26 protein-coding genes and 1 tRNA gene are annotated in these 25,918 nt (G+C 65.1%); 13 read left to right on the top strand and 14 right to left on the bottom strand.

Going from position 1 to position 25,918, the window contains the following annotated elements; translation table 11 throughout:
- Window positions 1-122: 122 nt before the first annotated feature.
- Complete coding sequence (locus PX653_RS27685; RefSeq protein ID WP_277415838.1) at window positions 123-692, bottom strand: phasin family protein; 570 nt, start codon at window positions 690-692, stop codon at window positions 123-125.
- Window positions 693-1,074: 382 nt separating this feature from the next.
- On the opposite strand from PX653_RS27685, the gene PX653_RS27690 reads away from it, so the two are divergent.
- From PX653_RS27690 to PX653_RS27700, 3 genes are all read left to right on the top strand, one after another.
- Window positions 1,075-1,983: a DMT family transporter gene (locus tag PX653_RS27690; protein WP_277415839.1), complete on the top strand. Its 909-nt coding sequence runs from the start codon at window positions 1,075-1,077 to the stop codon at window positions 1,981-1,983.
- 26 nt (window positions 1,984-2,009) lie between these two features.
- Entirely contained in the window at window positions 2,010-2,708 is a 699-nt protein-coding gene (locus PX653_RS27695) for a nitroreductase (RefSeq protein WP_277415840.1), read from the top strand.
- Window positions 2,709-3,018: 310 nt separating this feature from the next.
- A complete protein-coding gene (locus tag PX653_RS27700) occupies window positions 3,019-4,185 on the top strand; it encodes a serine hydrolase (RefSeq protein WP_277415841.1) in 1,167 nt (388 codons plus the stop codon).
- Between the two features lie 177 nt (window positions 4,186-4,362).
- On the opposite strand, the gene PX653_RS27705 is transcribed toward PX653_RS27700, so the two are convergent.
- Window positions 4,363-5,145 (bottom strand): IclR family transcriptional regulator, encoded by a 783-nt coding sequence (locus PX653_RS27705; RefSeq protein ID WP_277415842.1) that lies wholly within the window; start codon window positions 5,143-5,145, stop codon window positions 4,363-4,365.
- Between the two features lie 119 nt (window positions 5,146-5,264).
- Between PX653_RS27705 and PX653_RS27710 the strand changes: the two genes are divergently transcribed.
- The 8 genes from PX653_RS27710 (at window position 5,265) to PX653_RS27745 (ending at window position 11,960) form a co-directional block, all read left to right on the top strand.
- Window positions 5,265-5,651 (top strand): diacylglycerol kinase, encoded by a 387-nt coding sequence (locus PX653_RS27710; RefSeq protein WP_277415843.1) that lies wholly within the window; start codon window positions 5,265-5,267, stop codon window positions 5,649-5,651.
- Between the two features lie 98 nt (window positions 5,652-5,749).
- Window positions 5,750-6,745 (top strand): sulfate ABC transporter substrate-binding protein, encoded by a 996-nt coding sequence (locus PX653_RS27715; protein ID WP_277415844.1) that lies wholly within the window; start codon window positions 5,750-5,752, stop codon window positions 6,743-6,745.
- A gap of 10 nt (window positions 6,746-6,755) precedes the next feature.
- A complete protein-coding gene (locus tag PX653_RS27720; protein WP_277415845.1) occupies window positions 6,756-7,310 on the top strand; it encodes an RBBP9/YdeN family alpha/beta hydrolase in 555 nt (184 codons plus the stop codon).
- A gap of 36 nt (window positions 7,311-7,346) precedes the next feature.
- Window positions 7,347-7,985, top strand: a complete 639-nt coding sequence (locus tag PX653_RS27725; protein WP_277415846.1) for a peroxiredoxin — start codon at window positions 7,347-7,349, stop codon at window positions 7,983-7,985.
- A gap of 267 nt (window positions 7,986-8,252) precedes the next feature.
- Complete coding sequence (cysT, locus tag PX653_RS27730; RefSeq protein ID WP_277418666.1) at window positions 8,253-9,059, top strand: sulfate ABC transporter permease subunit CysT; 807 nt, start codon at window positions 8,253-8,255, stop codon at window positions 9,057-9,059.
- Complete coding sequence (gene cysW, locus PX653_RS27735; protein ID WP_277415847.1) at window positions 9,060-9,938, top strand: sulfate ABC transporter permease subunit CysW; 879 nt, start codon at window positions 9,060-9,062, stop codon at window positions 9,936-9,938.
- A 16-nt stretch (window positions 9,939-9,954) separates the two neighbouring features.
- Window positions 9,955-11,031, top strand: coding sequence for a sulfate/molybdate ABC transporter ATP-binding protein (locus PX653_RS27740; RefSeq protein ID WP_277415848.1), 1,077 nt, complete (start codon window positions 9,955-9,957; stop codon window positions 11,029-11,031).
- Window positions 11,028-11,960: a CysB family HTH-type transcriptional regulator gene (locus PX653_RS27745; RefSeq protein WP_277415849.1), complete on the top strand. Its 933-nt coding sequence runs from the start codon at window positions 11,028-11,030 to the stop codon at window positions 11,958-11,960. The genes PX653_RS27740 and PX653_RS27745 overlap by 4 nt, the downstream gene beginning before the upstream one ends.
- Window positions 11,961-12,064: 104 nt before the next feature.
- Here the strand turns inward: PX653_RS27745 and PX653_RS27750 are convergent, their stop codons facing one another.
- From PX653_RS27750 to PX653_RS27775, 6 genes are all read right to left on the bottom strand, one after another.
- Entirely contained in the window at window positions 12,065-14,455 is a 2,391-nt protein-coding gene (locus PX653_RS27750) for a TonB-dependent receptor plug domain-containing protein (RefSeq protein ID WP_277415850.1), read from the bottom strand.
- Between the two features lie 265 nt (window positions 14,456-14,720).
- Complete coding sequence (locus PX653_RS27755) at window positions 14,721-15,767, bottom strand: aldo/keto reductase (protein ID WP_277415851.1); 1,047 nt, start codon at window positions 15,765-15,767, stop codon at window positions 14,721-14,723.
- A 19-nt stretch (window positions 15,768-15,786) separates the two neighbouring features.
- Window positions 15,787-16,830, bottom strand: coding sequence for a quinone-dependent dihydroorotate dehydrogenase (locus tag PX653_RS27760; protein ID WP_277415852.1), 1,044 nt, complete (start codon window positions 16,828-16,830; stop codon window positions 15,787-15,789).
- A gap of 52 nt (window positions 16,831-16,882) precedes the next feature.
- Window positions 16,883-17,611, bottom strand: a complete 729-nt coding sequence (locus PX653_RS27765; RefSeq protein WP_277415853.1) for an arginyltransferase — start codon at window positions 17,609-17,611, stop codon at window positions 16,883-16,885.
- A 134-nt stretch (window positions 17,612-17,745) separates the two neighbouring features.
- On the bottom strand, window positions 17,746-18,474 hold the full coding sequence (gene aat / locus PX653_RS27770) for a leucyl/phenylalanyl-tRNA--protein transferase (RefSeq protein ID WP_277415854.1): 729 nt from the start codon (window positions 18,472-18,474) through the stop codon (window positions 17,746-17,748).
- Window positions 18,471-19,061, bottom strand: coding sequence for an NUDIX hydrolase (locus PX653_RS27775; protein WP_277415855.1), 591 nt, complete (start codon window positions 19,059-19,061; stop codon window positions 18,471-18,473). The genes aat and PX653_RS27775 overlap by 4 nt, the downstream gene beginning before the upstream one ends.
- Window positions 19,062-19,298: 237 nt before the next feature.
- Here PX653_RS27775 and PX653_RS27780 point away from each other — a divergent pair.
- Together PX653_RS27780 and PX653_RS27785 are read left to right on the top strand one after the other, a co-directional pair.
- Window positions 19,299-19,375 (top strand) — tRNA-Met (locus tag PX653_RS27780).
- A gap of 132 nt (window positions 19,376-19,507) precedes the next feature.
- A complete protein-coding gene (locus PX653_RS27785; protein WP_277415856.1) occupies window positions 19,508-20,158 on the top strand; it encodes a hypothetical protein in 651 nt (216 codons plus the stop codon).
- An 88-nt stretch (window positions 20,159-20,246) separates the two neighbouring features.
- Here PX653_RS27785 and PX653_RS27790 read toward each other — a convergent pair whose 3' ends face one another.
- The 6 genes from PX653_RS27790 to PX653_RS27815 form a co-directional block, all read right to left on the bottom strand.
- Window positions 20,247-21,272, bottom strand: coding sequence for a MerR family transcriptional regulator (locus PX653_RS27790; protein WP_277415857.1), 1,026 nt, complete (start codon window positions 21,270-21,272; stop codon window positions 20,247-20,249).
- A gap of 46 nt (window positions 21,273-21,318) precedes the next feature.
- Window positions 21,319-22,245 carry a DNA-3-methyladenine glycosylase 2 gene (locus tag PX653_RS27795; RefSeq protein ID WP_277415858.1) on the bottom strand — a complete coding sequence of 309 codons (927 nt, stop codon included), beginning with the start codon at window positions 22,243-22,245 and terminating at the stop codon, window positions 21,319-21,321.
- Window positions 22,242-23,126, bottom strand: coding sequence for a DMT family transporter (locus tag PX653_RS27800; RefSeq protein WP_277415859.1), 885 nt, complete (start codon window positions 23,124-23,126; stop codon window positions 22,242-22,244). Before PX653_RS27800 ends, PX653_RS27795 begins: the two co-directional genes overlap by 4 nt.
- Window positions 23,127-23,364: 238 nt before the next feature.
- On the bottom strand, window positions 23,365-24,384 hold the full coding sequence (locus PX653_RS27805; RefSeq protein ID WP_277415860.1) for an XdhC family protein: 1,020 nt from the start codon (window positions 24,382-24,384) through the stop codon (window positions 23,365-23,367).
- Between the two features lie 40 nt (window positions 24,385-24,424).
- Window positions 24,425-24,820 carry a surface-adhesin E family protein gene (locus tag PX653_RS27810; RefSeq protein ID WP_277415861.1) on the bottom strand — a complete coding sequence of 132 codons (396 nt, stop codon included), beginning with the start codon at window positions 24,818-24,820 and terminating at the stop codon, window positions 24,425-24,427.
- A complete protein-coding gene (locus PX653_RS27815) occupies window positions 24,817-25,917 on the bottom strand; it encodes a M48 family metallopeptidase (protein ID WP_277415862.1) in 1,101 nt (366 codons plus the stop codon). The genes PX653_RS27810 and PX653_RS27815 overlap by 4 nt, the downstream gene beginning before the upstream one ends.
- Window position 25,918: the final 1 nt, after the last annotated feature.

Below are 25,918 nucleotides of genomic sequence, written 5' to 3' on the forward strand. Positions count from 1 at the left end.
GGACAAAAAGAAGCCCCGGCAGTGCCGGGGCCCGGAAGGACATCCGCTGAGAGGATCCACGGATGCCGAGGAGACCTGTTACAGCGATGGCCGGGCAAGCGCCCGGCGATGGACTTCGTGTATTACGCGGCGTTGGCCGTGGCCGTCGGAGCCGATTTGACAGCCGAGGTGAACTGGTTCACGGCGGCGTTGACGTTCGCTTCGATGGCGTCGCTGGCCTGCTTGGCCGTGCGGGTGAACTGCTCGTAGCCGGCGTTGGCGCTGCCCAGTGCGGACTTGAACAGGGCCACGGCGTTTTCCGTGCCGGCCGGTGCGTTCTTGCTCACTTCGTCGACCAGGGAGATCACCTTGCGGTTGGTTTCCAGGATCTGGGTTTCGGCGGCGCGCGAGAACTCGGCGGTCGTGCCGGTGGCGATCGTTGCCAGGCTGCGGCTGTAGGCGATGGCCTTTTCGGCGTTCGGCTGGGCGCGTGCGGCGGTCAGCGAGAAGAACTCTTGCGGGTCCTTGGCCGACAGCAGCTGCTTGGCGGCAGCGGAGGAGTCCTCCAGCGATGCCTTGGCGGTGGACAGGTTCAGCTCGACGAGTTTTTCAACGCTTTCGAAAGCCTTGTTGGTCAGCGCGGAGAAGATGGCGAACTGGCTCTCGAAATTGGCCTTGGTCGCATTGGAAAATTGTTCTGGGATCGAAAACATTAGACTCTCCAAATATAGTAGTGGACGTGAACGACCCCTGGTGGGGACTCTCAGGTTCCTGTGGTGACGTTCTGCGGTACTGTTCCTGCGGTACTGGGCCTACTGTGCTGTGCCTGCTGTACTACTGAACTGCTGCTCGTGTTGCCTACTTATTTTTCGCTACCGACGTTTCTTGGTCCGAACAGCTATTGTGCAACGCAACATCGCCCATTCTACGGGTGCTGAAATTTAAGTCAAGCGTATTTTGTGCGTTGCACAAGGGCATCTCGACAGTGGCGGAGCGAAGGGAGCGCAACCATATTTCCCGTCGCCGCTGCCGCATTGCACAATGGAATTTTTTGGGACGCCTGCCGGCGCCCGGAGCCCATGGTAGACTGCCCCGATGACCCAACCGTCAATTGCCGCGCAGACAACACCGCGCCATGTCTTCCTGTCGCCGATCCCCCTGTTTTTCGTGTTCCTGTGGAGCACGGGATTCATCGTGGCGAAGTTCGGCCTGCCGTATGCGCCCCCGCTGACCTTCCTGCTGCTGCGGTTTGCCGGCGTCCTCGTGCTCCTGGTGCCGCTGATCGTCCTGATGGGGGCGCCGTGGCCGCGTGGGAAGGTCGGCCATATCGCCGTCGCCGGCGTGCTGTTGCAGGCGGGCTACCTGGCCGGCGTCTGGTGCGCCATCAAGGCAGGCATGCCGGCGGGACTGTCGGCGCTGATCGTCGGCATGCAGCCGATCCTGACGGCGCTGGCTGCGCCGCTGGTGGGAGAGCGGGTGCTGCCCCGTCAGTGGCTGGGCCTGCTGTTCGGGATCGCCGGGGTCGCCCTGGTCGTGGCGGCGAAGATGTCGCTGGTCGGCCTGGGCTGGCCCGCGCTGGCGCTGTGCGGGGGCGCCTTGCTGTCGATTACCGCGGGCACGCTGTACCAGAAGCGCTTCTGTCCCCAGTTCGACCTGCGCGTGGGTACCGTCATCCAGTTTGCCGCCTCCGCCGTCGTATTGCTGCCCTTCGCGGTCGCGTTCGAGGGCCTGACGCCGGCGCTCTCCAGCGTGGAATGGACCCCGCGCTTCATCGGCGCGCTGGCGTGGTCGGTGCTGGCATTGTCGATCGGCGCGATTTTCCTGTTGTTTGCGTTGATTCGCCGCGCCGACGCCACTCAGGTGACGAGCCTGTTGTACCTGACTCCGCCCACGACGGCCGTGATGGCCTGGCTGATGTTCGGCGAAGCCTTCAACCTGCTGGGCATTGCCGGCATGGTACTGGCCGTCCTGGGCGTGATGTTCGTCGTTGCCAAGAAAACCTAGCCCTTCAATATGACCAAGAGGACCCGATGATTTCGACTCCGGAACAGCAGGCGGTGGATGCCGCCATCGTGTCGCGCCGTTCGATCCGCGCTTTCCTGCCCACGCCCGTCGCGCGCGACGACATCGCCGCCATCCTGGAGGTGGCCCGGCGCGCGCCGTCCGGCACCAACACCCAGCCGTGGAAAGTGTACGTGCTGACGGGCGCGGCCCGCGACGGCCTGTGCGACGCCGTCACGGCCGCTTACCTCGACCCGGAACAGAACGCCCGGCACAAGGAGGAGTACGCCTACTACCCGCGCGAGTGGAAGTCGCCCTTCATCGACCGCCGCCGCAAGGTGGGCTGGGACCTGTACGCGCTGCTGGGCCTGACCCGCGACAACAAGGAAGGCATGGCCGCCCAGCATGCCCGCAATTTCCGGTTCTTCGATGCGCCAGTCGGCCTGATCTTTACCATCGATCGCCTGATGGAGCAGGGCTCGTGGCTGGACTATGGCATGTTCCTGCAGAACATCATGGTCGCGGCCCGGGGCCGGGGCCTGGACACGTGCCCGCAGGCGGCATGGACACAATTCCACCGCATCATTGCAGAGCGGCTGGCATTGCCGGACAATGAAATGGTGGTGTGCGGGATGGCGTTGGGCGTGGCCGACCGGTCGAAGGTCGAGAACGGCCTCGAGACGGAGCGGGAAGCGCTGGAAAACTTTGTCAGCTTCATCGAAGCTTGACATTCTGTTGCGTTTCCGTTGTACGTCTGCATCAGGTCGGGCGAAAGTGTTTTATGCTTGATCAGACTTTGGACGCGACAACGTGAATTCCGTTTGCTGCCGCTCCGCGTTTTGCTACACTGCAACGAATGTTATGGGACCTCGACCAGCGCGGCCCGGCGCCAGGCGCCGCCGCGGACGTACCGGTACACTGCCGTGGCAGTGGCCGGCCGTTGCAGCCAACGTGCCCCGACGGGCAGTGGCTGAACTCTCATCAAGCGCAGGCGGGTTTTCGAGGAATCCGGGCTGCCGAGTTTTACGGGGATGAATTATGTACAAACTGATCGTGGGCGCGCTGATTTCGGCGCTGTGCCTGTCGGTGCCGGCCCCAGCCGTGCACGCCGCACAGCAGAAGAAAAGCAGCGTCAAGAAGGTGGTCGTAAAGAAGCAGGGCAAGGTCGCCAAGGCGGGACTGCGCCGCGCCGTCAAGTACTCGGCCGAACCGCGCGAGCGCATCGTGCGCCGCATCGTCACGGAGCGCGGCAAGCGCAAGGTGGTCTACCAGCGCGTGACGACGGCCCCCCGGGTAGTTGCCGCCGTAAGCCGTCCCACGATGGGCGACCTGGCCGGCCTGAACCTGACGCGCGATCCGCTGGACCTGAAATCGAACGTGGCGTTGGTGCTCGACCAGAGCAATTCCGAGGTACTGTTCGAAAAGAATGCCAACGTCGCGCTGCCGATCGCATCGATCACGAAGATGATGACGGGCCTGGTTGTCGTCGAAGCCAACCAGGACATGGAGGAAATCCTCACCGTGACCGAGGAGGACGTCGACCGTGCCAAGTTCTCCAGCTCGCGCCTGAAGGTGGGCGACCAGCTGACGCGCCGTGCCATGCTGCATATCGCCTTGATGAGCTCGGAAAACCGGGCCGCCTCGGCGCTGGGCCGCAACTACCCCGGCGGGCTGCCCGCGTTTGTCGACGCGATGAACGCCAAGGCCCACGCGCTGGGCATGAGCGACACGCATTATGTGGATTCAAGCGGCCTGTCCAAGCGGAACGTCGCCAGTGCGCGCGACCTGGCCAAGCTCGCGTTGGCTGCCTACCAGCACCCGATCCTGCGCGAATTCTCGACCGACCCCAAGGCGATCGTCGAACGCAACGGCCGTCCCGTGCAGTTCGGCACGACCAACGGTCTCGTCACGCCGAACTCCGGCTGGGAGATCGGCTTGCAGAAAACGGGTTTCATCAATGAGGCAGGGCGCTGCGTGATGATGCAGGCGGTGGTCGAGGGCCGCGCCGTCATCATGGTGCTGCTCGACGCGAAGGGCACCGCGGCGCGCGTGGCCGACGCGATGCGCATGCGCAAATGGCTGACGGCCATGAAGCCGCCGGGCTTCTCCGACACAACGGCCGGCGGCGCCACCAGCACCGGTTCGCTGGGCGGCTCCGGTATCTACAGCACCGGCATGGCCGCGCCAAGAGCTTCTGGGATGTAAGATACCTAACCCAAAAGCAAGGGCCGGGGTCAGACCCGGCGGGTCTGACCCCAGTGCTTGGTCTTGGGTCAAGGCACGGCATGGTGGCCTGCGGGCACTCGACCAGCAACGTCCGCAACTTTGTGGCATGCGGCATGCAAGAAGCACCGGGGACAGGTGCCTGTCCCCCATGGGGTTCTACTCCACCACCGCCCGATACCCCAGCGTCGCCGAAATCTGGTTGGCCGTATTGACAAGGTCTTCCAGCCACTCTTCCTGCAGCCGGTCCGCCGGCGCCGAGATCGACAGGCCTGCCACCAGCTTGCCGCTGTCGTCGCGGATGCCTGCCGCCATGCAGCGCACCCCCAGCTCCAGCTCCTCGTTGTCGCGCGCATAGCCGCGCGCCCGCACCAGCGACAGCTCGCGCTCGAGCTTGCCGAGGTCCGTGATCGAATTCTTGTTGTGGCCGGCCAGGCCCGTGCGGGTGGCATAGGCGCGGATGGCCTTCGGCTCGTCCACGGACAGGAACAGCTTGCCGGTGGAGGTCAGGTGCAGCGGGCCGCGGCCGCCGATGGCCCGCACCACCTGCATGCCGGAACGTTCCGAAAATGCCCGGTCGATGTAGACGATCTCGTCGCCCTGGCGCACGGACAGGTTGATGGTCTGCTGCGTCTTCTTGTGCAGCGAGCGCATGAAGTCCAGCGCTGCCTCGCGCACGGACAGGCGGCTTTTGACCACGTTGCCCAGCTCCAGCAGGCGCATGCCGAGGCGGTACGTGCCCGGCTCGATGCGGTCGACAAAGCGCGTCAGCACCATGTCGTTGAGGATGCGGTGGGCGGTCGAGGGGTGCAGGCCGGAGACCTTCGACAATTCCTTCAGGCTGACAGGATCGGGATATTTGGCCAGCGCATCCAGCAGGGCGACCATGCGCTCGATGACCTGGATGGTGGTCTTCTGTTCCGGGATGGGTTCGATTTTCATGTTGTGCGGTGCAGTATCTAGCTGCCCCTTTATACCATGATGTGAAAAAAATGGGAATTCCGGGCCGGGTCGCTATAATGGCGCACCATTTCTCGTACCATTTCTTCACATCATCCGTCATGTCCGAACCCGTCAGTGAATTCAAGAGTAAAAGCGGCCTGAAACGCATCCTGTCGGCCTTCTTCTACTCGGTCGATGGGCTGAAATCGGCGTGGCGCCACGAACACGCATTCCGCCAGGAGCTGATGCTGTTTGTCGTGGGTGGCATCGTCGCGATGCTGTTGCCGATCTCGGCGTTCCAGAAGCTCGCACTGATCGGGGTGCTCGTCATCGTCCTCATCGTCGAGCTGATCAATTCCGCCATCGAGGCCGTGGTGGACCGCATCTCGCTGGACCGTCATCCGCTGTCGAAGAATGCCAAGGACTTCGGCAGCGCGGCGGTGCTGCTGAGCTGTGGCCTGGCGCTGGTCACGTGGGCAGTAGTGCTCTTCAACCGGTTTTATTGATTCCTTATGCTTGTTCAGCATATGGATTCAACTAAACATTAGTTCTCTTTTATAAGCCGGCCGGATACGCTGCAATCTCCGAACATTAGGGGATTTCGATGCTGTCCAAAAAAATTACCGCGCTTGCCGCCGCCCTGGCCCTGTCCCTGACCGCGCAAGCCGCCGACATCAGCCTGCTCAACGTGTCCTACGACCCGACCCGGGAGCTGTACCAGGACGTCAACGCGGCGTTCGCGAAGGACTGGAAGGCGAAGACCGGCGACAACGTCAAGATCAAGCAGTCGCACGGCGGCTCCGGCAAGCAGGGCCGCGCGGTCATCGACGGCCTGGAGGCGGACGTCGTCACGCTGGCGCTGGCCTACGACATCGACGCCATCGCCGAGCGGGGCCTCGTCAACAAGGCATGGCAGAAGCGCCTGGGCAAGAACTCGACGCCGTACAGCTCGACGATCGTGTTCCTGGTGCGCAAAGGCAATCCCAAGGGCATCAAGGACTGGGGCGACCTCGTCAAGCCGGGCATCCAGGTCATCACCCCGAACCCGAAAACCTCCGGCGGCGCCCGCTGGAACCACCTGGCGGCCTACGGCTACGCGCTGCGCCAGCCGGGCGGCAGCGATGCCAGCGCGCGCGACTACCTGAAGAAGCTGTACAAGAACGTGCCCGTACTGGACTCGGGCGCACGGGGCGCCACCACGACGTTCGTCGAGCGCGGTATCGGCGACGTGCTGATCGCCTGGGAAAACGAAGCGCTGCTGGCGATCAAGGAGCTGGGCCCGGACAAGGTGCAGATCGTGGCGCCATCCGTGTCGATCCTGGCCGAGCCGCCGGTGGCCATCGTGGACAAGGTCGTCGACAAGCGCGGCACCCGCAAGGTGGCCGAGGCCTACCTGAACTTCCTTTACACGGACGCGGCGCAGGAACTGATCGCCAAGAACTACTATCGTCCGACCGTCGAAAAGGAAGCGAAGAAATATGCGGCCCAGTTCCCCAACGTGAAGCTGTTCACGCTGTCCGAGGTCGCCGGCGACTGGACCCGCGCGCAGAAGACGCACTTCGCCGACGGCGGCGTGTTCGACCAGATCTACCAGAAATAAGGACGGGCGCATGCCAGCGAAACTCTCGCCATACCGCGTCTTCGTGGCGCCGGGCCTGGACAACAGCGGGCCGGAGCATTGGCAGAGCCGCTGGCAGCGCCTGTACCCGTCGTTCCAGCGCATCGAGCAGCGCGACTGGAGCAACCCCGACCTGCCGGCATGGAGCGGGCGCGTGGATGCGGCGCGCCAGGTCGAGCGCAAGCCTACCCTGATCGTGGCGCACAGCTTCGGCTGCCTGGCCTCCGTGCGCAGCGTGGCACGCGATCCCGACCACGTGGCCGGCCTGCTGCTGGTGGCACCGGCCGACCCGGACAAGTTCGGCGTGGCAGGCCTGCTCCCGCATGACGAGCTGCCGTGCCCGTCGATCGTCATCGCCAGCAGCAACGACCCGTGGATGAGCCTGGAACGGGCACGCGCGTGGGCGACCCGCTGGGGCAGCACGTTCGTCGAGGCGGGCGCACTGGGCCATATCAACGCCGAGTCCGGCCTGGGCGACTGGCTGTTCGGCCAGCAGCAGTTGCAAACGCTGGCCGAACGGGCGCACAATGCGCTGTCCGCCTATTGACGATTGTTCAAGTTTAACTTTTATCCGGAGACTCACATGACGCTACGCCTCGGCGATACCGCACCCGATTTCGAGCAGGATTCCACCATCGGCCGCCTCCGCTTCCACGAGTGGGCAGGGGACTCCTGGGTGGTGCTGTTCTCCCACCCGGCCGACTTCACGCCGGTCTGCACGACGGAGCTGGGCCTGACCGCGAAGCTCAAACCCGAGTTCGACCAGCGCAACGTGAAGGCCATCGCGCTGTCCGTCGATCCGGCTGACGCGCACAAGGACTGGATCAAGGACATCGAGGAGACCCAGCAGACGGTGGTGGGCTTCCCGATCATCGCCGACGCCGACCGCAAGGTGGCCACGCTGTACGACATGATCCACCCCGAGCAGTCCGCCACGGCGACGGTGCGCTCGCTGTTCGTGATCGACCCGGCCAAGAAGATCCGCCTGCAGATCACCTACCCGATGAGCACGGGCCGCAACTTCGACGAAGTGCTGCGGGTGATCGACGCCCTGCAGCTGACCGACAAGCACACGGTCGCCACGCCAGGCAACTGGAAGGATGGCGACGACGTCATCATCCCGCTGACGGTGCAGGACCCGGAAGTCATCAAGCAGAAGTACCCGAAAGGCTTCACGGCCCCGCGCCCGTACCTGCGCCTGACGCCGCAACCGAATAAATAAAGGCACCGAAACCCGGGCAAAACCCGGGACAGACCCCTGTTTTCAGGAAATTTCCTGAAAACAGGGGTCTGTCCCGGGTTTTTTTATATCCCATCTGCCATCTAAGCAAATGACAAAAGCATCGTTTGCTTCATAACGCTCCTCTGCGATTATTCGGCCTCATTATCCGAAAATGTAATAAGAGGGGCCACCATGTCCGCAGTCCTGCCGGTCGCACAGCCGGTGCCGTTCGAAGCCACGAGGAAGACCCGGGCGCCGTACCGCGTCATGCCGGGCTTTAAGCTTTCGCTGGGTTTCACCATCTTCTACCTGACGCTGATCGTCCTGATCCCGCTGTCGGCCGTGTTCCTGAAGACGTTCACGATGACGTGGGAGGCGTTCTGGAGCGCCGTCACGTCCGAGCGCGTGATGGCCTCCTACCGCCTGACGTTCGGCGCCTCGCTGATCGCCGCCTTCCTCAACGTGATCTTCGGCGGCATCGTGGCCTGGGTGCTGGTGCGCTACCGCTTCCCCGGCAAGCGCCTCATCGACGCGCTGGTGGACCTGCCGTTCGCGCTGCCCACGGCCGTCGCCGGCATCACGCTGACGGCGCTGTACTCGTCCAACGGCTGGCTGGGCCAGTACATCGAAGGCACGCTGGGCATCAAGGTCGCGTTCACGCCGCTGGGTGTGGTGCTGGCGCTGACGTTCATCGGCCTGCCGTTCGTCGTGCGCACCGTGCAGCCGGTGCTGGAGGATGCCGAGCGCGAGCTGGAGGAAGCGGCCGCCTCGCTGGGCGCGTCGTCCCTGCAGACGTTCGTCAAGGTCGTGTTCCCCACCATCCTGCCATCCCTGATGACGGGCTTCGCGCTGGCCTTCGCCCGCGCCACCGGCGAATACGGCTCCGTCATCTTCATCGCCGGGAACATGCCGATGGTCTCCGAGATCACGCCCCTGTTCATCATCACCAAGCTGGAACAGTACGACTACACGGGCGCCACGGCCATTGCCGTCGTCATGCTGATCGTCTCGTTCATCATGCTGTTGACCATCAACCTGCTGCAGGCCTGGGCCCGCGGCAAATCGGGGAAATAAATGAGCAACGCATCTTCCCGCCGCGGCGAACTGCCGTCCGTCTCCGACGTCCTCGAACCCACGTGGGTGCGCTGGGTCCTGCTGACTGTCGCGCTGGCGTTCCTGACGCTGTTCCTGTTCGTGCCGCTGGTCGCGGTGTTTACCGAAGCGCTGCGCAAGGGCTGGCAGACGTATGCCGAGGCCATCGTCGACGAAGACGCGATCTCCGCCATCAAGCTGACCCTGATCGCCGCCGGCATCGCCGTGCCGCTCAACCTCGTGTTCGGCGTGGCCGCGTCGTGGGCCGTGGCCAAGTTCGAATTCCGCGGCAAGAGCCTGTTGCTGACGTTGATCGACCTGCCGTTTTCCGTGTCGCCGGTGATCTCGGGCCTGATCTACGTGCTGCTGTTCGGCGCCCAGGGCTGGTTCGGCGAATGGCTGGCCGAGAACGACATCAAGATCCTGTTCGCCGTGCCGGGCATCGTGCTGGCGACGATCTTCATCACGTTCCCCTTCGTCGCGCGCGAACTGATCCCGCTGATGCAGGCACAGGGCAGCGAGGAAGAGGAAGCGGCCGTGGTGCTGGGCGCCTCCGGCCTGCAGACGTTCTTCCGCGTGACGCTGCCGAACATCAAATGGGGCCTGCTGTACGGCGTGATCCTGTGTAACGCCCGCGCGATGGGCGAGTTCGGCGCCGTGTCGGTGGTGTCGGGCCATATCCGCGGCGAGACCAACACGATGCCGCTGCAGGTCGAGATCCTCTACAACGAATACAACTTCGTGGCCGCATTTGCCGTCGCCTCGCTGCTGGCGCTGCTGGCGCTGGTCACCCTGGCATTGAAGTCCTTTATCGAATGGCGCCTGCACGAAAGCCGTGCCGACGACTCGAACGAACACTGAACACCGGAGCTCTGACATGACGATCGCAGTCAAGAACATCAACAAGCGTTTCGGCGACTTCGTCGCACTGAACAACGTGTCGCTGGACTTCCCCCAGGGCGAGCTGACGGCGCTGCTGGGCCCTTCCGGTTGCGGCAAGACGACGCTGCTGCGCTGCATCGCCGGCCTGGAACACCCGGACTCGGGCCAGGTGCTGCTCGACGGCGAGGACGCGTCGGCGCGCCATGTGCGCGAACGCCAGGTGGGCTTCGTGTTCCAGCATTACGCGCTGTTCAAGCACATGACGGTGTTCGAGAACGTGGCGTTCGGCCTGCGCGTCAAGCCGCGTGCCGAGCGCCCGTCGGAAGAGCAGATCCGCCGCAAAGTAAAAGACCTCCTGGAGCTGGTGCAGCTGGACTGGCTGGCCGATCGCTATCCGCCGCAGCTGTCCGGCGGCCAGCGCCAGCGGATCGCGCTGGCCCGCGCGCTGGCCGTGGAGCCGCGCGTGCTGCTGCTGGACGAGCCGTTCGGCGCGCTGGACGCGAAGGTGCGCAAGGAACTGCGCCGCTGGCTGCGCCGCCTGCACGACGACCTGCACGTGACGTCGATCTTCGTCACCCACGACCAGGAGGAGGCGCTGGAAGTGGCCGACCAGGTCGTCCTGATGAACAAAGGTAAAGTGGAGCAGCTGGGCGCGCCGGACGAGGTGTACAACCAGCCCGCCTCGCCGTTCGTCTATGGCTTCCTGGGGAATGTGAACGTGTTCCATGGCCGCGTGCACGATGGCGTGCTGGCCAGCGAGGGCGTGCGCTTCGACGTGCCGGACCATCACCGCGACGTCCAGGACGGCAAGGGCACGGCCTACGTGCGCCCGCACGACCTGGAGATCGACCGCTACGCGCAAGGCGCCGAAGGCATTGTCGTCAAGCTGCGCCGCGCGCACGCGATCGGCCCGCTGGCCCAGCTGGACCTGGAGCGCACCGACAACGCGCAGCTGATCGAGGCGACGATCTCGAACGAACGCTTCCGCCACCTGGCGCTGAAGGAGGGCGAGACCCTGGTCGTGCGGCCGAAGCGCCTGCACGTGTTCGTCGACGAAGGAGCCGCGATATGAACTTCCAACAACTGCGCTCCATCCGCGAGGCGGCGCGCCGCAACTACAACCTGACGGAAGTAGCCAACGCGTTGTTCACGTCGCAGCCGGGCGTGAGCCGCCAGATCCGCGAGCTGGAGGACGAACTGGGCGTCGTCATCTTCGAGCGCAACGGCAAGCGCCTGACCGGACTGACGGAGCCCGGCAAGGGCATCCTGAAGATCATCGACCGCCTGCTGATCGAGGCGGAAAACCTGCAGCAGGCCAGCCTCGAATACAAGGGCCAGAGCACCGGCACCCTGACGGTGGCCGCCACGCACACGCAGGCCCGCTATGCGCTGCCGCGCGCCGTGCAGCACTTCCGCAACGCCTTCCCGGACGTACGCATCGCCCTGCAGCAAAGCGCACCCGAACACATCGCCGAATGGGTCCTGTCGGGCAAGGCCGATATCGGCATCGCCACGGAAGGCCTGTCGCAGTTCCCCGACCTGGTCTCGTTCCCGTGCTACCGCTGGACGCACCTGATCGTCGTGCCGGAAGGTCACCCGCTGCTGCAGCGCAGCCCGGTGCGCCTGGAAGACCTGGCCGAATTTTCGCTGATCACGTACGACGTGGGCTTCACGGGCCGTGGCCACATCGACGACGCGTTCGACAAGGCCGGCGTGCGCCCCGACATCGTGCTGACGGCGATGGATTCGGACGTCATCAAGCAATACGTTGCGCTGGGCCTGGGCGTGGGGCTGGTCGCGTCGATGGCGTTCGACCACGGCCGCGACCAGGGCCTGCGGGCGATCGAGGCCTCGCACCTGTTTGCCGCCAACACCACTCGCCTGGCCGTGCGCCGCGGCGCCTACCTGCGCGCGTACGCATACGAGTTCATCGCGCAATTCGCGCCGGAGCTCAAGCGCGGGGATATCGAGCAGGCGCTGCTGGGGCCGGAGGCGGCATAAAAAAACCGGTGCCTGGCACCGGTTCTTCAGAAACCCGGGACAGACCCCTGTTTAGAGGCAAGTTGCCACTAAACAGGGGTCTGTCCCGGGTTTTTTGTAGTGGCTTACCAGCTGTAGCCCACCTTGGCGTAGTAGTAGCGCCCATTGAACCCGGCCGGCGACCAGATGCTGTACGGGTAGACGCCGCCCACGTTCAGGTTGTTGGCTGACGTGGTCTTGTCCGGATAGCTGTCGGTCAGGTTGTCGACACCGGCCGTCACGCGCCAGTTGCGGCCCAGCTTCAGGCTGGCCGACACGTCCAGCACCCATTGGCGGCCGTAGGTCTGGTCGAATGCGGGGTTGTTCTGCGGGACCGTGAACTTGCCGTATTGCGTGGCCTGCGCATGGGCGTTCCATACGGGCGTCGTGTAGTCCAGGCCCAGGCTCAGCTTGTCCTTCGGCGACCCTACCGTGGTGCGCAGCACCGTCTGGCGGTCAATCAGCAGCAGGCCGTTGCGCGTCAGGAGTTCCGGGTTGTCCGCGACGTGCTCCACCTCGTTCTTGTTGTGGTTGTAGGCCAGCGTGAAGTCCAGGCGGTCGCGGTTCTGGAGGTCCAGACGATACGTGCTGACGACATCCACGCCCGTCGTCTTGGTGTCGATCGCGTTGGTGAAGTAGCGGCCCGCGCCCACCTGCACGCCCTGCAGCGCCAGCGCGTTGCGCAGGCCTTGCGGCAACGTCATGTTGGCCGACAGCGCGATGCGGTCGTCGACGAAGATGCGGTAGACGTCGATGCTGGTGTTGAAGTTGCGCGTTGGCGCCAGTTGCAGGCCGATGCTGTAGTTGCGCGCCTTTTCCGCCTTCAGCGGGGCCGAGCCGATCGCCCGCGCCGCCGCGCTGTTGACGGCGAACGTACCCGTCTCGATCGGCGTGTTGACGCCATTGATGACGGAGAAGTTGGTCGTCGTGATCGTGTAGAACTGCTGCGCCAGCGACGGCGCGCGGAAGCCCGAGGACGCGGTACCGCGCAGCGACACGGCGTCGTTGAACGCATAGCGCGCGGAAGCCTTGGCGGACGTGGTGCTGCCGAAGTCCGTGTAGTGCTCGTAGCGGGTGGCCAGCGCGCCGGACAGCTTTGGCGTCACCTGCGCTTCCAGGTTGACGTAGGCGGACTGGTTGCTGCGGCTGTTCTTGCCCGCGTTGACGGGGCGGAAGCCGGCGAAGCCCTGCGCGCCGCTGCCGGTGTACGACGCCTCGTCGCCGGCGCCGATTTCATATTCCTCATGACGGATCTCGACGCCGGTAGCCACGGTCAGCGGGCCGGAGAAGATCGCCACCGGGATCTCGCGCGCCAGGTCCAGGTTCGCGACCGACTGCGTGTTGGTCAGTTTGCCGAGGTGGAAGTGGGTGGGGCTCTGCGCCTTCAGGTCCTGGTTGACGGTATTGTCGATATCGAGCCAGAAGCTGTTGCGGCCGTAGTCCACGCTGGCATCCCAGCGCCAGCCGCCAAGGTCGCCGCGCAGGCCGGCCACCAGCGAGGCATCGGTGGATTCGCTGTTCTGCAGCGGCAGGAAGCCTTGCGGGAACAGCGGCGTGCGCTGCTCGTAGCGGACCGGCTGCGTGCCGGGGATGGCCACAAGCGCCGAACGCCAGGTCGCGGCCGCCTCCGTATCGCGCCGGCCATACTGGCCGAACGCATACAGGTCGGTGTTCTCGCCCACCTGGTACTGGGCGTTGAACAGCACGTTGCGCGGCTTCGTATCGGAATCGCCGTAGCGTTGCGTCACCTGGCCGTACAACGGCTCCAGCACATTGCGCGTGTCCGCGCCGGCGCGGTTGGTCGGGTCGCGGTCGGCCGCTTCGGCGGCCAGGCGCAGCCAGCCCTTGTCGCCCAGCGCGAAGCCGCCGGAGGCCTTGACGGTCTTCTGGGTGCCGTCGCCTTCCTGGTATTCGCCATAGCCCACCTCGACGTCGCCGCCGCGCGGGCCCTTCTTCAGGATGATGTTGACGACACCGGCGATGGCGTCCGAGCCGTACTGTGCCGAGGCGCCGTCACGCAGCACTTCGATATGGTCGATGGCGGCCAGCGGGATCGCGTTCAGGTCCACCGGCGCCGAGCCGCGTCCGGACGTGCCGTTGACGTTGATGACGGCCGACGTGTGGCGGCGCTTGCCATTGACGAGGACCAGCACCTGGTCCGGCGCCAGGCCGCGCAGCTGCGCGGGGCGCACCGCATCCGACGCATCGGCGCCGGAGGGGCGAGGGAAGTTCATCGACGGCAGCACGCGCGCCAGCACGGAGGCCAGCTCGGTCGAACCGGTGGCCTGCAGTTCCTTGGCGCCGATGATGTCGATGGGCGACTCGGACTCGGCGCTGCGGCGGTTCTTGGCATAGGTGCCGGTCACGACGACGGTCTGCATGTCGGCCGCGGCCGGCGCTTCCTGCCCGAAGGCAGGGGCCGTGGCGGCGGCGATCAATGAAAAGACGAGGAGGGAATTCTTGTGGCGTGTGCTCATCATTAGCGTGAATGGTTATCGACCACGCTATATTAATGTCCCATCACGCGCGCACGAACGATTGCAAAGCGTTTTGCTTATGAATATTTCGTATATAGATGAGTTTCCAAAACTCGGGGACTGTCCCCGATGTTGAAAGGAGGCTGCGCGCCACCGCCGTTACCATACCCAAAGGCCGAGAGCCGGGGTCAGACCCGGCGGGTCTGACCCCGGTCGTTGGTCCTGGGGTGACGATGCGGGAGCGGCCCGCGGCATTCAAGACCTATTACTGCCCCGGGTTCGGCAGGCTGGCGTGGATCGCGTCCACCGCGTCCAGCACATGCTGCGGCAGCTTGACCGTGTAGGCGGCGATGTTTTCCTCCAGCTGCGCGAGGGTGGTGGCGCCGATGATGGTCGAGGCGACGAACCAGCGCGAGTAGCACCACGCCAGCGCGAGCTGGGTCGGCGTCAGGTCGTTGTCACGCGCCAGTTGCGTGTACTGCGCGACGGCCGCCAGCACGCCGGGCCGCAGATAGCGCGGGCTCCACGTGGGCGGGAAGATGGTCAGGCGACCGTGCGCCTTGGGATCGTCGTGGTACTTCGCCGTCAGCTGGCCGAAGGCGAGGGGGCTGTACGCCAGCAGGCTGACATCGGTGCGGTAGCACGTTTCGTCCAGCAGGCTGGTTTCGAAGCTGCGCGCCGTCAGGTTGTACAGGTTCTGGATCGTCGCGATGCGCGGCAGGCCTTTCATTTCGGCCTGCTTGACGAATTCGCACACGCCCCAGCTGGATTCGTTCGACACCCCGATGTGGCGGATCTTGCCCTCGTCGACCAGCTTGCCCAGCGCGGCCAGCGTGTCCTCGATGGCAACGCAAGCGCGTTCCTTGGCCGGCTCGAACGCCGTGGCGCCGAAGATCGGCACGTTGCGGCTGGGCCAGTGCAATTGGTACAGGTCGATGTAGTCCGTCTGCAGGCGCTGCAGGCTCGTTTCCACCGCCGCGCGCAGGTTGGCTTCGTCGAAGTTCTGCTTGCCGCCGCGGATCCAGTGCGCGTTCGGGTTCGGCCCGGCCGCTTTCGTTGCCAGCACCACCTTGTCGCGCATGCCGGATTTCTTCAGCCACGTGCCGATGAAGCGCTCGGTCGAGCCCTGCGTCGCGGCGCTGGGCATGACGGGATACATCTCCGCCGTGTCGATGAAGTCGATGCCTCGCTCGAGCGCCAGGTCCAGCTGGCTGTGCGCGTCGCTTTCCGTGTTTTGTTCGCCGAACGTCATCGTGCCCAGGCAGATGCGGCTGACCGCCAGGTCGGTGCGACCCAGTTTCACTTTTTCCATCGATATCCCATACCTTCCATCAGGCGCCGCGCAGCGCGTCGGCGCTGTCGCGCACGAGGGCCGGGCCGGCGTAAATCAGGCCGCTGTACAGCTGTACCAGTTGCGCGCCCGCGGCAATCTTGGCCTGCGCATCCACGCCTCGCATGATACCGCCCACGCCGATGATCGGCAGGGCGTCACCCAGTTCCGCCTTCAACAGGCGGATGACCTGGTTGGACAGCTCGAACACGGGCGCGCCGGACAGTCCGCCCGCCTCGGCGCCATGCAGCATGCCCTGTACGGCGGTGCGCGACAGCGTGGTGTTGGTGGCGATGACGCCGTCGATGCAGTGGCGCACCAGGGCGTCGGCGATGTTTTTCACCTGGTCGCCGTCCATGTCCGGCGCGATCTTCAGGGCGATCGGCACGTAGCGCTTGTGCTGGTCGGCCAGGCGCTGCTGGGCGTCCTTCAGCTGGGCCAGCAGGCCGTCCAGCTCCGAGCCGCCCTGCAACTGGCGCAGGTTCTTGGTGTTGGGCGACGAGATGTTGACGGTTACGTAGCTGGCGTACGGGTAGACCTTCTGCAGGCAGTGCAGGTAGTCGTCGGCGGCGCGCTCGATGGGCGTGTCGGCGTTCTTGCCGATGTTCAGGCCCAGTACGCCAGCCTTGCTCTGGTAGAAGCGCGACGCCTGCACGTTGGCGACAAACGCGTCGACGCCGCCGTTGTTGAAGCCCATCCGGTTGATGATGCCATGCGCGGCCGGCAGGCGGAACATGCGCGGCAGCGGATTGCCGGGCTGCGCGCGCGGCGTGACGGTACCCACTTCGATGGAGCCGAAGCCCAGGTCGGCCAGCGCGTCGATGTAGGCGCCGTCCTTGTCCAGCCCCGCGGCCAGGCCGACGGGGTTCTTGAACAGCACGCCCATGACGGTGCGCGGATCGGGTTTCGGCGGCTGCACGATGGCGCGCAGCAGGCCCGCTTTCGACAGGCGCTTCAGGTTGTTGAGGGTGAAATGGTGGGCGCGCTCGGCGTCCATCGAAAACAGCGCGGGACGCAGCAGGGAATACAGGAATTTGTCGGACATAACGGGATGTGCAGGTGAAGTCCCGTCATTTTACCCGCACCGCCGCGGTCACCTACGCCTGCAGCACGGCCCACACGCCCTTGCGCCGCGCCTCCAGCGGCTGGAACTTGATCTTGTAGCTCATCTTGGGGCTTTCCTCGATCCAGTAGCCCAGGTAGACGTAGGGCAGTCCCAGCTCCCTGGCCTGGGCGATCTGCCACATGACGTTGTAGGTGCCGAACGAGGCGCCCGGCACATCCGGGTCGAAGAACGTGTAGACCGAGGACAGGCCGTCCGACAGCACGTCGATGATGCTGACCATGCGCAGCGTGCCGTCCGGCTCGCGGAACTCCACGAGGCGCGTGTTGACGCGGCTTTGCAGCAGGAATTGGGCGTACTGGTCGCGGCTGTCCTGGTCCATACCGCCGCCGGCGTGGCGCGTGCTCTGGTAGCGCAGGTACAAGGCGTAGTGCTCGTCCGAGAACGACAAGGTCGCCACGCCTGTGCGCAGGTTGTTGTGGCGGGCCCAGGCCCGGCGCTGGCCGCGCGTGGGCGCGAACGCATCGGCCACCACGCGCACCGGGATGCAGGCCTGGCAGCCGTCGCAGTAGGGGCGGTACGTGAAGATGCCGCTGCGACGGAAGCCATTGCGTACCAGCTCGGAGTAGACGTCCGCGTTGATCAGGTGCGACGGCGTCGCGACTTGCGAGCGGGCCTGCCGGGAGTCCAGGTAACTGCAAGGATAGGGCGCCGTCGTGTAGAACTGAAGGGCCGCAAAGGGAAGGTCGTTTAGCTGCGTCATGCAGAACCTGTGGTCAGCGTGGGCGTTTGGTGTGACTTTGGCACCGGGACCCGGTGCCATTGCGCGATAACGTTGGACGTATCATAGCGCGTTCCGCCAGGAGCATGTGTGCGGCTGCACACGCAGCGGTGGCGCTACAACGCGGCCACGAACGGCGGCACCGGTTGCCAGTTGCGGATGCGCGGCCTGGCGATCGCCTGGCGCAGGTGGGCCAGGAAGGCGTTGCGGGGGATCGGTGCCGCGCCGAGCGAGGCCAGGTGGCCCGTCTCCTGCTGGCAGTCGATCATCTGCACGCCCTGCAGTTTCAGGAAGTGCACGAGATAGGCCAACGCCACCTTGGACGCGTCCGTGACGCGGGCAAACATCGATTCGCCGTAGAACATCTGGCCGATCGACACGCCATAGGCGCCGCCCACCAGTTCGCCATCGAGCCAAACTTCCGAGGAGTGCGCGAAGCCCAGCGCGTGCAGGCCCGTGTAGCCCTTGACGATGTCCTCGGAAATCCAGGTGCCGGGGCCGTCGCGCCGCGGTGCGGCGCAGGCGCGCATGACCTGCTCGAACGCGCTGTCGAAGCGCACCTGCCAGCGCCCGTCCGTGCGGCTGCTTTTCTCCACCTTCTTCAGGGTCTTCTTCAGGCTGTCGGACACCTTGAAGTCCGCCGTCATCAGGACCATGCGCGGATCGGTGCTCCACCACAGGATCGGCTGGCCCTCGGAAAACCAGGGAAAAATACCGTTGCGGTAAGCCATCAGGAGGCGCTCGGGCGACAGGTCCGCGCCGGCCGCCAGCAGGCCGGGCGCCTCCGTCGTCAGCGCCTCCGACACGTCCGGAAACGGCGTGTGCGTGCCGAGCCAGGGGATCATGGTTCGCCGGCGGCGCGCATCGGGCGCGTGATGTCCTGGGTATGGAAGCCGTAACCGCGGCTGTCCTGGCCAAGCTCGCGCATGCGGGCGCGGTCGGCAAAGAACAATTCCAGCGTCTGGCGGATGGTCGGAAACGCCAGGTCGTCCCACGGGATCTCGCTTTCCGTGAACATGCGCACATCCAGGCTTTCCTCGCCCGGTGCGAAGTCCAGGTCGCGCAACGTGGCAAGGTAGAACATGTGCACCTGGTGGACATGCGACACGTTGATCAGTGCGAACAGCTGGCCCAGCTCGATATTGGCGCCCGCTTCCTCTTCCGTCTCGCGCTGCGCGGCGGCGGCCGTCGTTTCGTTGTTCTCCATGAAACCGGCCGGCAGTGTCCAATAGCCATAGCGCGGTTCGATCGCGCGCTTGCACAGCAGGACCTGCAGCTCGCCGTCCCGTTCCCAGACCGGGATGGAGCCGATCACCATCTTCGGGTTCTGGTAGTGGATCGTCGCGCACTGCGCGCACACGTAGCGGGGGCGGTTATCGCCGGGCGGCACCATCAGCTCGACGGGGTGAGCGCATTCGGAACAGAATTTCATAACTTTCGTGGCTGTAGGGGACGCCGGCAAACGACGGGGCCGGCATGATGGCGCGGCCCCGTGCAAAGGCGGTGTCCCGGTTGGTCTGATGCTTACTTTACACCGGATTGGCGGCTGTCGCGTACTGGCACGTGCCGCCATGGCCGCCGCGGGGCCAAATAAATCCGTTCTATCGTAGGGGGACTGAAGATTGATATTGCCTAATCGCTGGCGCTGGCCTATAATACGTTCATCAGACGCGGGGTGGAGCAGTCTGGCAGCTCGTCGGGCTCATAACCCGAAGGTCACAGGTTCAAATCCTGTCCCCGCAACCAAATTCCGAAAAGCCGTCATCAGCGCAAGCGATGACGGTTTTTTTTGTGCCGGCTTTTGTCAATTTGTATTCATCTTTTCTTAATGTGGCCGCGCTATCATGTGCGTTGGCATGCGTAAGAAAAGGCGGCACGATGCAGAAAACAGTTTCCATAGGCCGCAGCCGGTATGTCGGTGCGCTGCTGCCGATACTGGGCCTCCATCTGCTGCTCGGTATTGCATTGCTGCGCAGCGGGGTGGTAATCGACAAGCCGCTGTCGACCTCGCGGCTCGACCTGTTCTTCGTTACTCCGCTGCCGGACGTACCGAAACCATCGCCGCCACCGCTTGCGCGGAATTATGCAACGACGCCGGCGCCGCCTGTGCGCAGCAGTATCGGGAAATCCGAGCCGGAAATGCCTCCCCCTGTCCAGGCTGCGCCCGAGCCAGCCCGAATCGCGGAACCCGAAACGCCGGCACCTGCTGTCGATACCGCGGCATTAATCGCCATGGCCGGAAAACTCGACAAGGAAGTGCGCCAGCCGGGCGAGAATCTGTTGTCCGGTGCGGAAGGCAAATCGCTGCGCCGGAAAATGGACGAGGCATTTGCCGCCGCCCATCTGGCCGTGCCGTTGAAATGGTATGAAGCGGCTCGCGTAGAATTGTGGAGTGCCGAAAATGACCCGGCGAAAATCTACCAGGTCAAGACGGCGTTCGGTACCTATTGCTTGTTTTATGCGGACCGGTTGAAGAATCCGGACGCTTCGCCGCAACCGCGCATGTCGGCGTGTCCAAAGCGGTTCTGACAACAGCAGGCCCTCGCGTGCCAGGATCTGGCATATACAGACTCGATCCTGGCATGAAATGCCCGTAGGAGGGCGTTTAGCGGACCATTCAGGTGCGGTGCAGCGCCGCTCGCAACCAGGCCAGCATCTCGTCCGTCATGCCCCGGCCGACCCGCAGCAGCGGTTCGCTTTCAATTGCCCGGCGAAAGCGCGGCAGTGTGTCAGGATTATTGCCGACCATATCGTGGAACAAGGCCATCCACTGGCCGGCCAGCAGTTTCGCCTCGACATTATCCGGTGCAGGTGTTTGTCCCATTTGCCGGCTGACGGCTTCGATCAATGGCGGCCATTCGTGGGCGCGGGTGGCATGATGGTGGCGCATTTGCGCCAGCTCGTCCGGCGTCAGGTAGCTGGCCCACGTGTCGAGCTTTATTTCTCCCATCGCGTGGGCAATAAAATCCCGCATCGCGGGTGTAATGCCGCTGCTCTGCTGGATTGCCGGTTCCTGCGCATGCATGATATTGAGGCGCGCCAGGATGGATGCATCGCCCGCTGTATCCCGGTCCAGCATCGTCATCCACCGTAATGCCAGGGTTTTTGCCGCCGGGTTATCCGGTGCGGCGCCGGTTTGCATCAGCGCGGCGACGTCGTCCACCAATTGCCGCCATTCCGTCTTTACGGCGTCGTCGTGATACAGCGCCATTTTCGCCAGCTCGTCTTGCGAGAAATATTTTTCGTACATGGTCATGTGCTCCAGTGTGGTCAGCCAGGAAGCCAGGTCCGGCGATTTACCCGTCGCCAATTGATCTCGCATCGACAGCAATTGCTGGCGCATGCGTTCCGCTTCGCCGATCTGCCGTTCGAGGGCGGACAGCTGGCGGTCGATGATCGTGGCGGAGGAAATGCCGGCACCGGCCAGCAAGGTACCGATGTCGGCCAGCGGCATGCCGAACTGGCGCAGCGCCTGGATCTGGTGCAGGCGTGCGACGTCGTCGCGGCTGTACAGCCGGTAACCGGCATCGGAACGGGCCGATGGGGACAGCAAGCCAATGTCGTCGTAATGGTGCAAGGTGCGCACCGTCAGGCCTGCGCGGCGTGCAAGTTGTCCAATCTTCAACATGGCGTCTCCCTTCATCAGCTTGGCGCCATCGTGAAGCCTGACGTTGCGTCAGGGTCAAGCGTTATCGGCTGTCGTCATCGCTGTTTTCATCGCGGACTTCATCGGTGGCAAGGCTGGCCCACAGATGGGCCGCCGCCATCGTACGGTGCGGTCGATATTGCTGCAACAATTGCTCGGTGCGGGCGATCGACGGCCTGGTTTCCTCGCCCAGCAGGCGCTGCAGGGCCGCGCGCACGGCCACGTCGCCATGCAGCGAGCAGTCGCCATGACCGTAGCCGCGCAGCAAGCCGTAGTTGACGGTCCAGGGGCCGATGCCCTTGACGGCCAGCAGGCGCTGGCCGATCCGCTCCATGTCGTTGTCCGGTCCGGGCACCAGGTCCAGCGCGCCGCTGGCGACGAGGCTGGCGAAACGCAGCAGCGTTTCCGCTTTCGCGCGCGAAAACTTGCGGCTGGTGAGGTCGTCGACGGTCAGCCGGGCCGCGTCGGGCGCTTCCGGGTAGCACCACAGGCCGCTGCTGTGCTGGCGTCCCGCTTGCAGGATGAAGGTACGGCGCAGGGCGATGGCGAATGCCAGGTTGATCTGCTGGCCAATGATGGCCCACGTCAGCGCCTCGAACACGCTTGCGGACTGGACGATGCGAAGGCCGGGCCGGCGCCGGACGACCGGGCCCAGCATCGCATCGTCCGCCATGGCGGCGAGGAACGGCGCCGGGTCGATCCGCAGGCCGAGGATGTTCAGCAGCGCGGCATGGATGCGCTCGCGCAAGGGTGGGGTGAGCGTGCCGTCCAGTTCGGCCGTGCAGCGGATGGGACCCGCCTGCGCCAGCGGCACGTGCAGCGCGACCGGCACGCCGTCCAGCATGACGCCTTTGCGGATCAGCGTTGGCGTGACGTGTTCGGCCACGCTTTCCGTGTCGCGGCGGTGGAACTGCAGGACGTCCTCGACCCGGTAGCCGAGGGGCAGGACAATGTCGAAGTCCACCCTCATGCGGACACGGCGCGACGCGACCAGGCCGGCCGGTAGCCGGTGACGAGCACGACGCCGGCGATGACGAGCGCTGCGCCAGCCAGCGTGTACCAGCCGACGATCTCGTGCAGGAACAGCACGCCCCACAGGATGCCGAACAGGGGGCTGAGGAATGTCACGGTCAATGCCGAGGTAGCGCCGACGTCGCGTATGAGACCGTAATACAGCAGATAGGCCACGCCGCTGCACAGCACGCCGAGTGCCAAGGCGGCGCCCAGGATGCCGGGCGACGGCATCGCCGGCTGGGGAAACATCAGCAGGGCCGGCAGCGTCAGCACGGCGCCCGCCCACATGCTGCCGTGGGCGTTCGAAAACGGTTCGACGGCCGGGGCCGATTTCGCGTAGACGGTGGCGATGCCGTAATTGAACGGCGCCAGCAGCGCCGCGCCGATGGCCAGCAAGGCACCGTCCTGCGTGCTGAGGCGGTCCATGCCCACGAGCAAAGCGACGCCGAGCGTTCCCAGCACCAGCCCCAGCAGTACCCGCGAGCTGACCATCTGGCGCTGCCACATGGCGGCAATCAACGCGGCCCACATGGGCGCGGTGGCGTTCAACACGGACAGCAGCGAGGCCGACAGCGTCTTTGCCGCATAGGCAAACAGCACGAATGGAATCGCCGCGTTGAATAGGCCCAGGATCAGGTAGTGGCGCCAATAACGCCGGATATGCAGCGACTTCTTCAAGAGCACTGCGATCGCGGCCAGGAACAGCGCGGCAAACACGACGCGCAATTCGATCAGCCAGCCCGGCCCCAGCGCGGGCGCGGCAATGCGCATGAACAAGAAGGAGCCGCCCCAGATGGCGGCCAGCAGGAACAGACGGAGCAGGTTGGCAGTGGACATAGGATTCTTTTTATGGTCGTGCCCGTGTCCCACCGCGGGGTCAGTCACCGTTGTGAGACACGAGCTCGGCTGTAGTACGGCAGAGGCCGTGTCCCGTTTTGGTGACTGACCCCGCGGTGGGACACGGACCCGGCTGTAGTGGCGAGCCGTGGTACGGCCGGGACCGTGCCGGCTTTTGTGCCTGGCCTAGATCTTGACACGCCCTCGGCGGTCTGGCCAGCCGGTTCTTGCTCTTGCGTCAGGTTTGCAGCGCGGTGACGCAGGCGGCGGTGCCCGGGGCTTCGAGCGCCGCCGCGTGGTTGACTTGCAGCTCGCGCGGAACGCCGTTCTTGACGGCTGTCATCTCGGCCAGGATCGAGATGGCGATCTCCGCCGGGGTCTTGCTGCCGATGTACAGGCCGACGGGGCCGTGCAGACGGTCCAGCTGGGCCGGCGTCAGGTCGAACTGCAGCAGCCGTTCGCGCCGCTTGGCGTTGTTGGCGCGCGAGCCGATGGCGCCCACGTAGAAGGCGTCCGACTTCAAGGCTTCCATCAACGCCAGGTCGTCCAGCTTCGGGTCGTGCGTCAGTGCCACCACGGCGCTGCGGCTGTCCAGTTTCATTTCCAGCACGAGGTCGTCCGGCATCGCATGGACCAGGCGTGCTTCCGGTAATGTCCAGCCGCTGCGGTATTCCTCGCGCGGGTCGCAGACAGTGACGTGATAGTCCATTGCCGTGGCGATCTGTGCGACAAAGCGCGACAGCTGGCCGGCGCCGATGATGAGCAGGCGCCAGCGCGGGCCGTGTTGCGTGACAAGGGCGTCGTCCGTCAATGTCAGCACGGCGCCGGCGGCGGCCTTGTCCAGGGTGACGGCACCGGTGCGCAGGTCGACGCGGCGCTCGACCAGCTGGTGCTGTTCGAGCCGGCCCAGCAGTTCTGCAATGCGGCTGTGCGGGCCCAGCGGTTCGATGGCCAGCTCGATCGTGCCGCCGCAGGGCAGGCCGAAGCGGTGCGCCTCGTCGGCGCTGATGCCGTAGGTGACGATTTGCGGCAAGGTGCGGGTAACGCCTTCGTTGCGGACGCGGGCGATGAGGTCGTCTTCGATGCAGCCGCCCGAGACGGAACCGACGACGCGGCCGTCGTCGCAGATGGCCAGGGTGGCGCCGATGGGGCGGGGGCTGGAGCCCCAGGTCTTGATGACGGTGACGAGTTCGCAGCGGTGTCCCGCCGCGATCCAGGCTGCGCTGGTTTTCAGTACTTCGAGGTCGATGCTGTCCATCGGCAAACTATACTATGGCCGACGAAACCATGTCGGGCTGCTAACGAACCCGCCCGCAGATGAGCTTCATGGCGCCGTCGTAGCGGCTGCCCGGTTCGACCGCTTCCGCATCGAAGGCCTCGAATTTATACGTGCCGACGATCTCGCCCTTCGCCATCGGCTCCGGGTAGAACAGCTGGGATTGCAGCGTGACGGTGCGCGCCTCGCAGTCGTACAACTGCTGGGCCCGGACGGACAGGTATTGCTTGCCGTCCGGCGCCGATTGCGGCTTGCGGAACGATTCCAGCGTCCAGGCCTTGCGCCCGCCGTCCACCTTGCGGATCGATGCCTTGTCGACGTACAAGGTGCCATCCTTGTCCGTGCGGGCTTTCGTCCACGGCGCGGCATGCACCAGCACGGGTGCGCACAGCAGGCAGGCGGCCAGGCGACGCATCATGGCTTCAGCCGCTTATTGGCGGCCTGCTTGGCGCGGATGTCGGCCACGACCTGGTCGATACCGGCCGTGCGCTGGCCGACGGTGGGGTGGATCGCCGCGTAGCCGTTCAGCACGGAGGCGGGATACTGCGCAGCCAGGCGTTGCCAGAAGTTCTTGTAGCGCTCGATGGGGTAGCCGCCGCGGGCCAGCATGTACAGCGCCAGCTTGTCGGCCGCCGCTTCCATGTCGGCCGGGATCGCCCGGATACCGGAGGTGCCGATCAGCAGCGACAGGTCGGGCCGCACGGACGTCAGGTTGTCGATCATGCTGCCGATCGTCGCCGTGTTGCGCAGCGCCGAGGCGTGGCCCAGCACGTTGTGGGCGATGTCCTTGGCCAGCACGTAGGCGATGGCTTCGTCGGTTTCGGCGAAGTTGATCATGCCGCGCGTGACGGCCACACGCGAACCGTCGGCGTACGAATTGACATTGTCGGCATTGCCCAGGTCGACGCGGATGGCGCAGGCGCGCGTGACGGGCACGCGCAGCACCTGGTTGCTGCCGTCGCGCGAAATGGTCATCGACAGCTGGGCGCGCTTGGACACGAGCGGGCCGAACACGGCGGCCGCCTGCGTTTCGGCGCCGCGGCCGGAGGGCAGGGGACGGCCATCCGCGGCAACCAGTTCGTCGCCTTTGCGCAGCCCGGCACGGGCGGCGCCACTGCCGGCCAGCACACCGGAGACCTGCAGCGTATCGCCATAGCCCAGCACCGCCTCGGCGGCGTCGGCGTATTCGCCTGGATACGACCACTTGTTCTTGGCCGTGAAGCCCAGCAGGCTGCGGGCCTGGGTGCGGCACAGTTCGGCGTTATTGATCAGGAGCGGGGCCGCCACGCGATACAGGCGGTCCTGCAGCGATACCATCGAGCGCACGGCGTCGCGCGCCGCGACCATGCGCGGCGTCACCAGCGGTGCCTCGGGCGCCGCCGGGGCCTGCTCCGCGACAGGCGGCACGCAGGCGGGAGGTGTTGTAGCGCAGGCCGAAAGCAGCAGGGCCACCGTCAGTGCAGCCAGTGCGGGCCGCGTGGTTGAAATGATGCGTGGTGCGACGGTTCCTGCCATG

The sequence above is a fragment of the Pseudoduganella chitinolytica genome, from assembly GCF_029028125.1.
Taxonomy (GTDB): Bacteria; Pseudomonadota; Gammaproteobacteria; order Burkholderiales; family Burkholderiaceae_D; genus Rugamonas; species Rugamonas chitinolytica.

Coding starts and splice junctions, on each gene's coding strand:
- PX653_RS27815 (WP_277415862.1), bottom strand. CDS start 25,917: ATGGCAGGAACCGTCGCACCACGCATCATTTCAACCACGCGGCCCGCA.
- PX653_RS27790 (WP_277415857.1), bottom strand. CDS start 21,272: ATGAAGGGAGACGCCATGTTGAAGATTGGACAACTTGCACGCCGCGCA.
- PX653_RS27775 (WP_277415855.1), bottom strand. CDS start 19,061: ATGAAATTCTGTTCCGAATGCGCTCACCCCGTCGAGCTGATGGTGCCG.
- PX653_RS27710 (WP_277415843.1), top strand. CDS start 5,265: ATGTCCGAACCCGTCAGTGAATTCAAGAGTAAAAGCGGCCTGAAACGC.
- PX653_RS27740 (WP_277415848.1), top strand. CDS start 9,955: ATGACGATCGCAGTCAAGAACATCAACAAGCGTTTCGGCGACTTCGTC.
- PX653_RS27755 (WP_277415851.1), bottom strand. CDS start 15,767: ATGGAAAAAGTGAAACTGGGTCGCACCGACCTGGCGGTCAGCCGCATC.
- PX653_RS27750 (WP_277415850.1), bottom strand. CDS start 14,455: ATGAGCACACGCCACAAGAATTCCCTCCTCGTCTTTTCATTGATCGCC.
- PX653_RS27765 (WP_277415853.1), bottom strand. CDS start 17,611: ATGACGCAGCTAAACGACCTTCCCTTTGCGGCCCTTCAGTTCTACACG.
- PX653_RS27690 (WP_277415839.1), top strand. CDS start 1,075: ATGACCCAACCGTCAATTGCCGCGCAGACAACACCGCGCCATGTCTTC.
- PX653_RS27785 (WP_277415856.1), top strand. CDS start 19,508: ATGCAGAAAACAGTTTCCATAGGCCGCAGCCGGTATGTCGGTGCGCTG.
- PX653_RS27705 (WP_277415842.1), bottom strand. CDS start 5,145: ATGAAAATCGAACCCATCCCGGAACAGAAGACCACCATCCAGGTCATC.
- PX653_RS27685 (WP_277415838.1), bottom strand. CDS start 692: ATGTTTTCGATCCCAGAACAATTTTCCAATGCGACCAAGGCCAATTTC.
- PX653_RS27745 (WP_277415849.1), top strand. CDS start 11,028: ATGAACTTCCAACAACTGCGCTCCATCCGCGAGGCGGCGCGCCGCAAC.
- PX653_RS27795 (WP_277415858.1), bottom strand. CDS start 22,245: ATGAGGGTGGACTTCGACATTGTCCTGCCCCTCGGCTACCGGGTCGAG.
- PX653_RS27715 (WP_277415844.1), top strand. CDS start 5,750: ATGCTGTCCAAAAAAATTACCGCGCTTGCCGCCGCCCTGGCCCTGTCC.
- aat (WP_277415854.1), bottom strand. CDS start 18,474: ATGATCCCCTGGCTCGGCACGCACACGCCGTTTCCGGACGTGTCGGAG.
- PX653_RS27810 (WP_277415861.1), bottom strand. CDS start 24,820: ATGATGCGTCGCCTGGCCGCCTGCCTGCTGTGCGCACCCGTGCTGGTG.
- cysT (WP_277418666.1), top strand. CDS start 8,253: ATGCCGGGCTTTAAGCTTTCGCTGGGTTTCACCATCTTCTACCTGACG.
- PX653_RS27805 (WP_277415860.1), bottom strand. CDS start 24,384: ATGGACAGCATCGACCTCGAAGTACTGAAAACCAGCGCAGCCTGGATC.
- PX653_RS27700 (WP_277415841.1), top strand. CDS start 3,019: ATGTACAAACTGATCGTGGGCGCGCTGATTTCGGCGCTGTGCCTGTCG.
- PX653_RS27800 (WP_277415859.1), bottom strand. CDS start 23,126: ATGTCCACTGCCAACCTGCTCCGTCTGTTCCTGCTGGCCGCCATCTGG.
- PX653_RS27760 (WP_277415852.1), bottom strand. CDS start 16,830: ATGTCCGACAAATTCCTGTATTCCCTGCTGCGTCCCGCGCTGTTTTCG.
- PX653_RS27695 (WP_277415840.1), top strand. CDS start 2,010: ATGATTTCGACTCCGGAACAGCAGGCGGTGGATGCCGCCATCGTGTCG.
- PX653_RS27720 (WP_277415845.1), top strand. CDS start 6,756: ATGCCAGCGAAACTCTCGCCATACCGCGTCTTCGTGGCGCCGGGCCTG.
- cysW (WP_277415847.1), top strand. CDS start 9,060: ATGAGCAACGCATCTTCCCGCCGCGGCGAACTGCCGTCCGTCTCCGAC.
- PX653_RS27725 (WP_277415846.1), top strand. CDS start 7,347: ATGACGCTACGCCTCGGCGATACCGCACCCGATTTCGAGCAGGATTCC.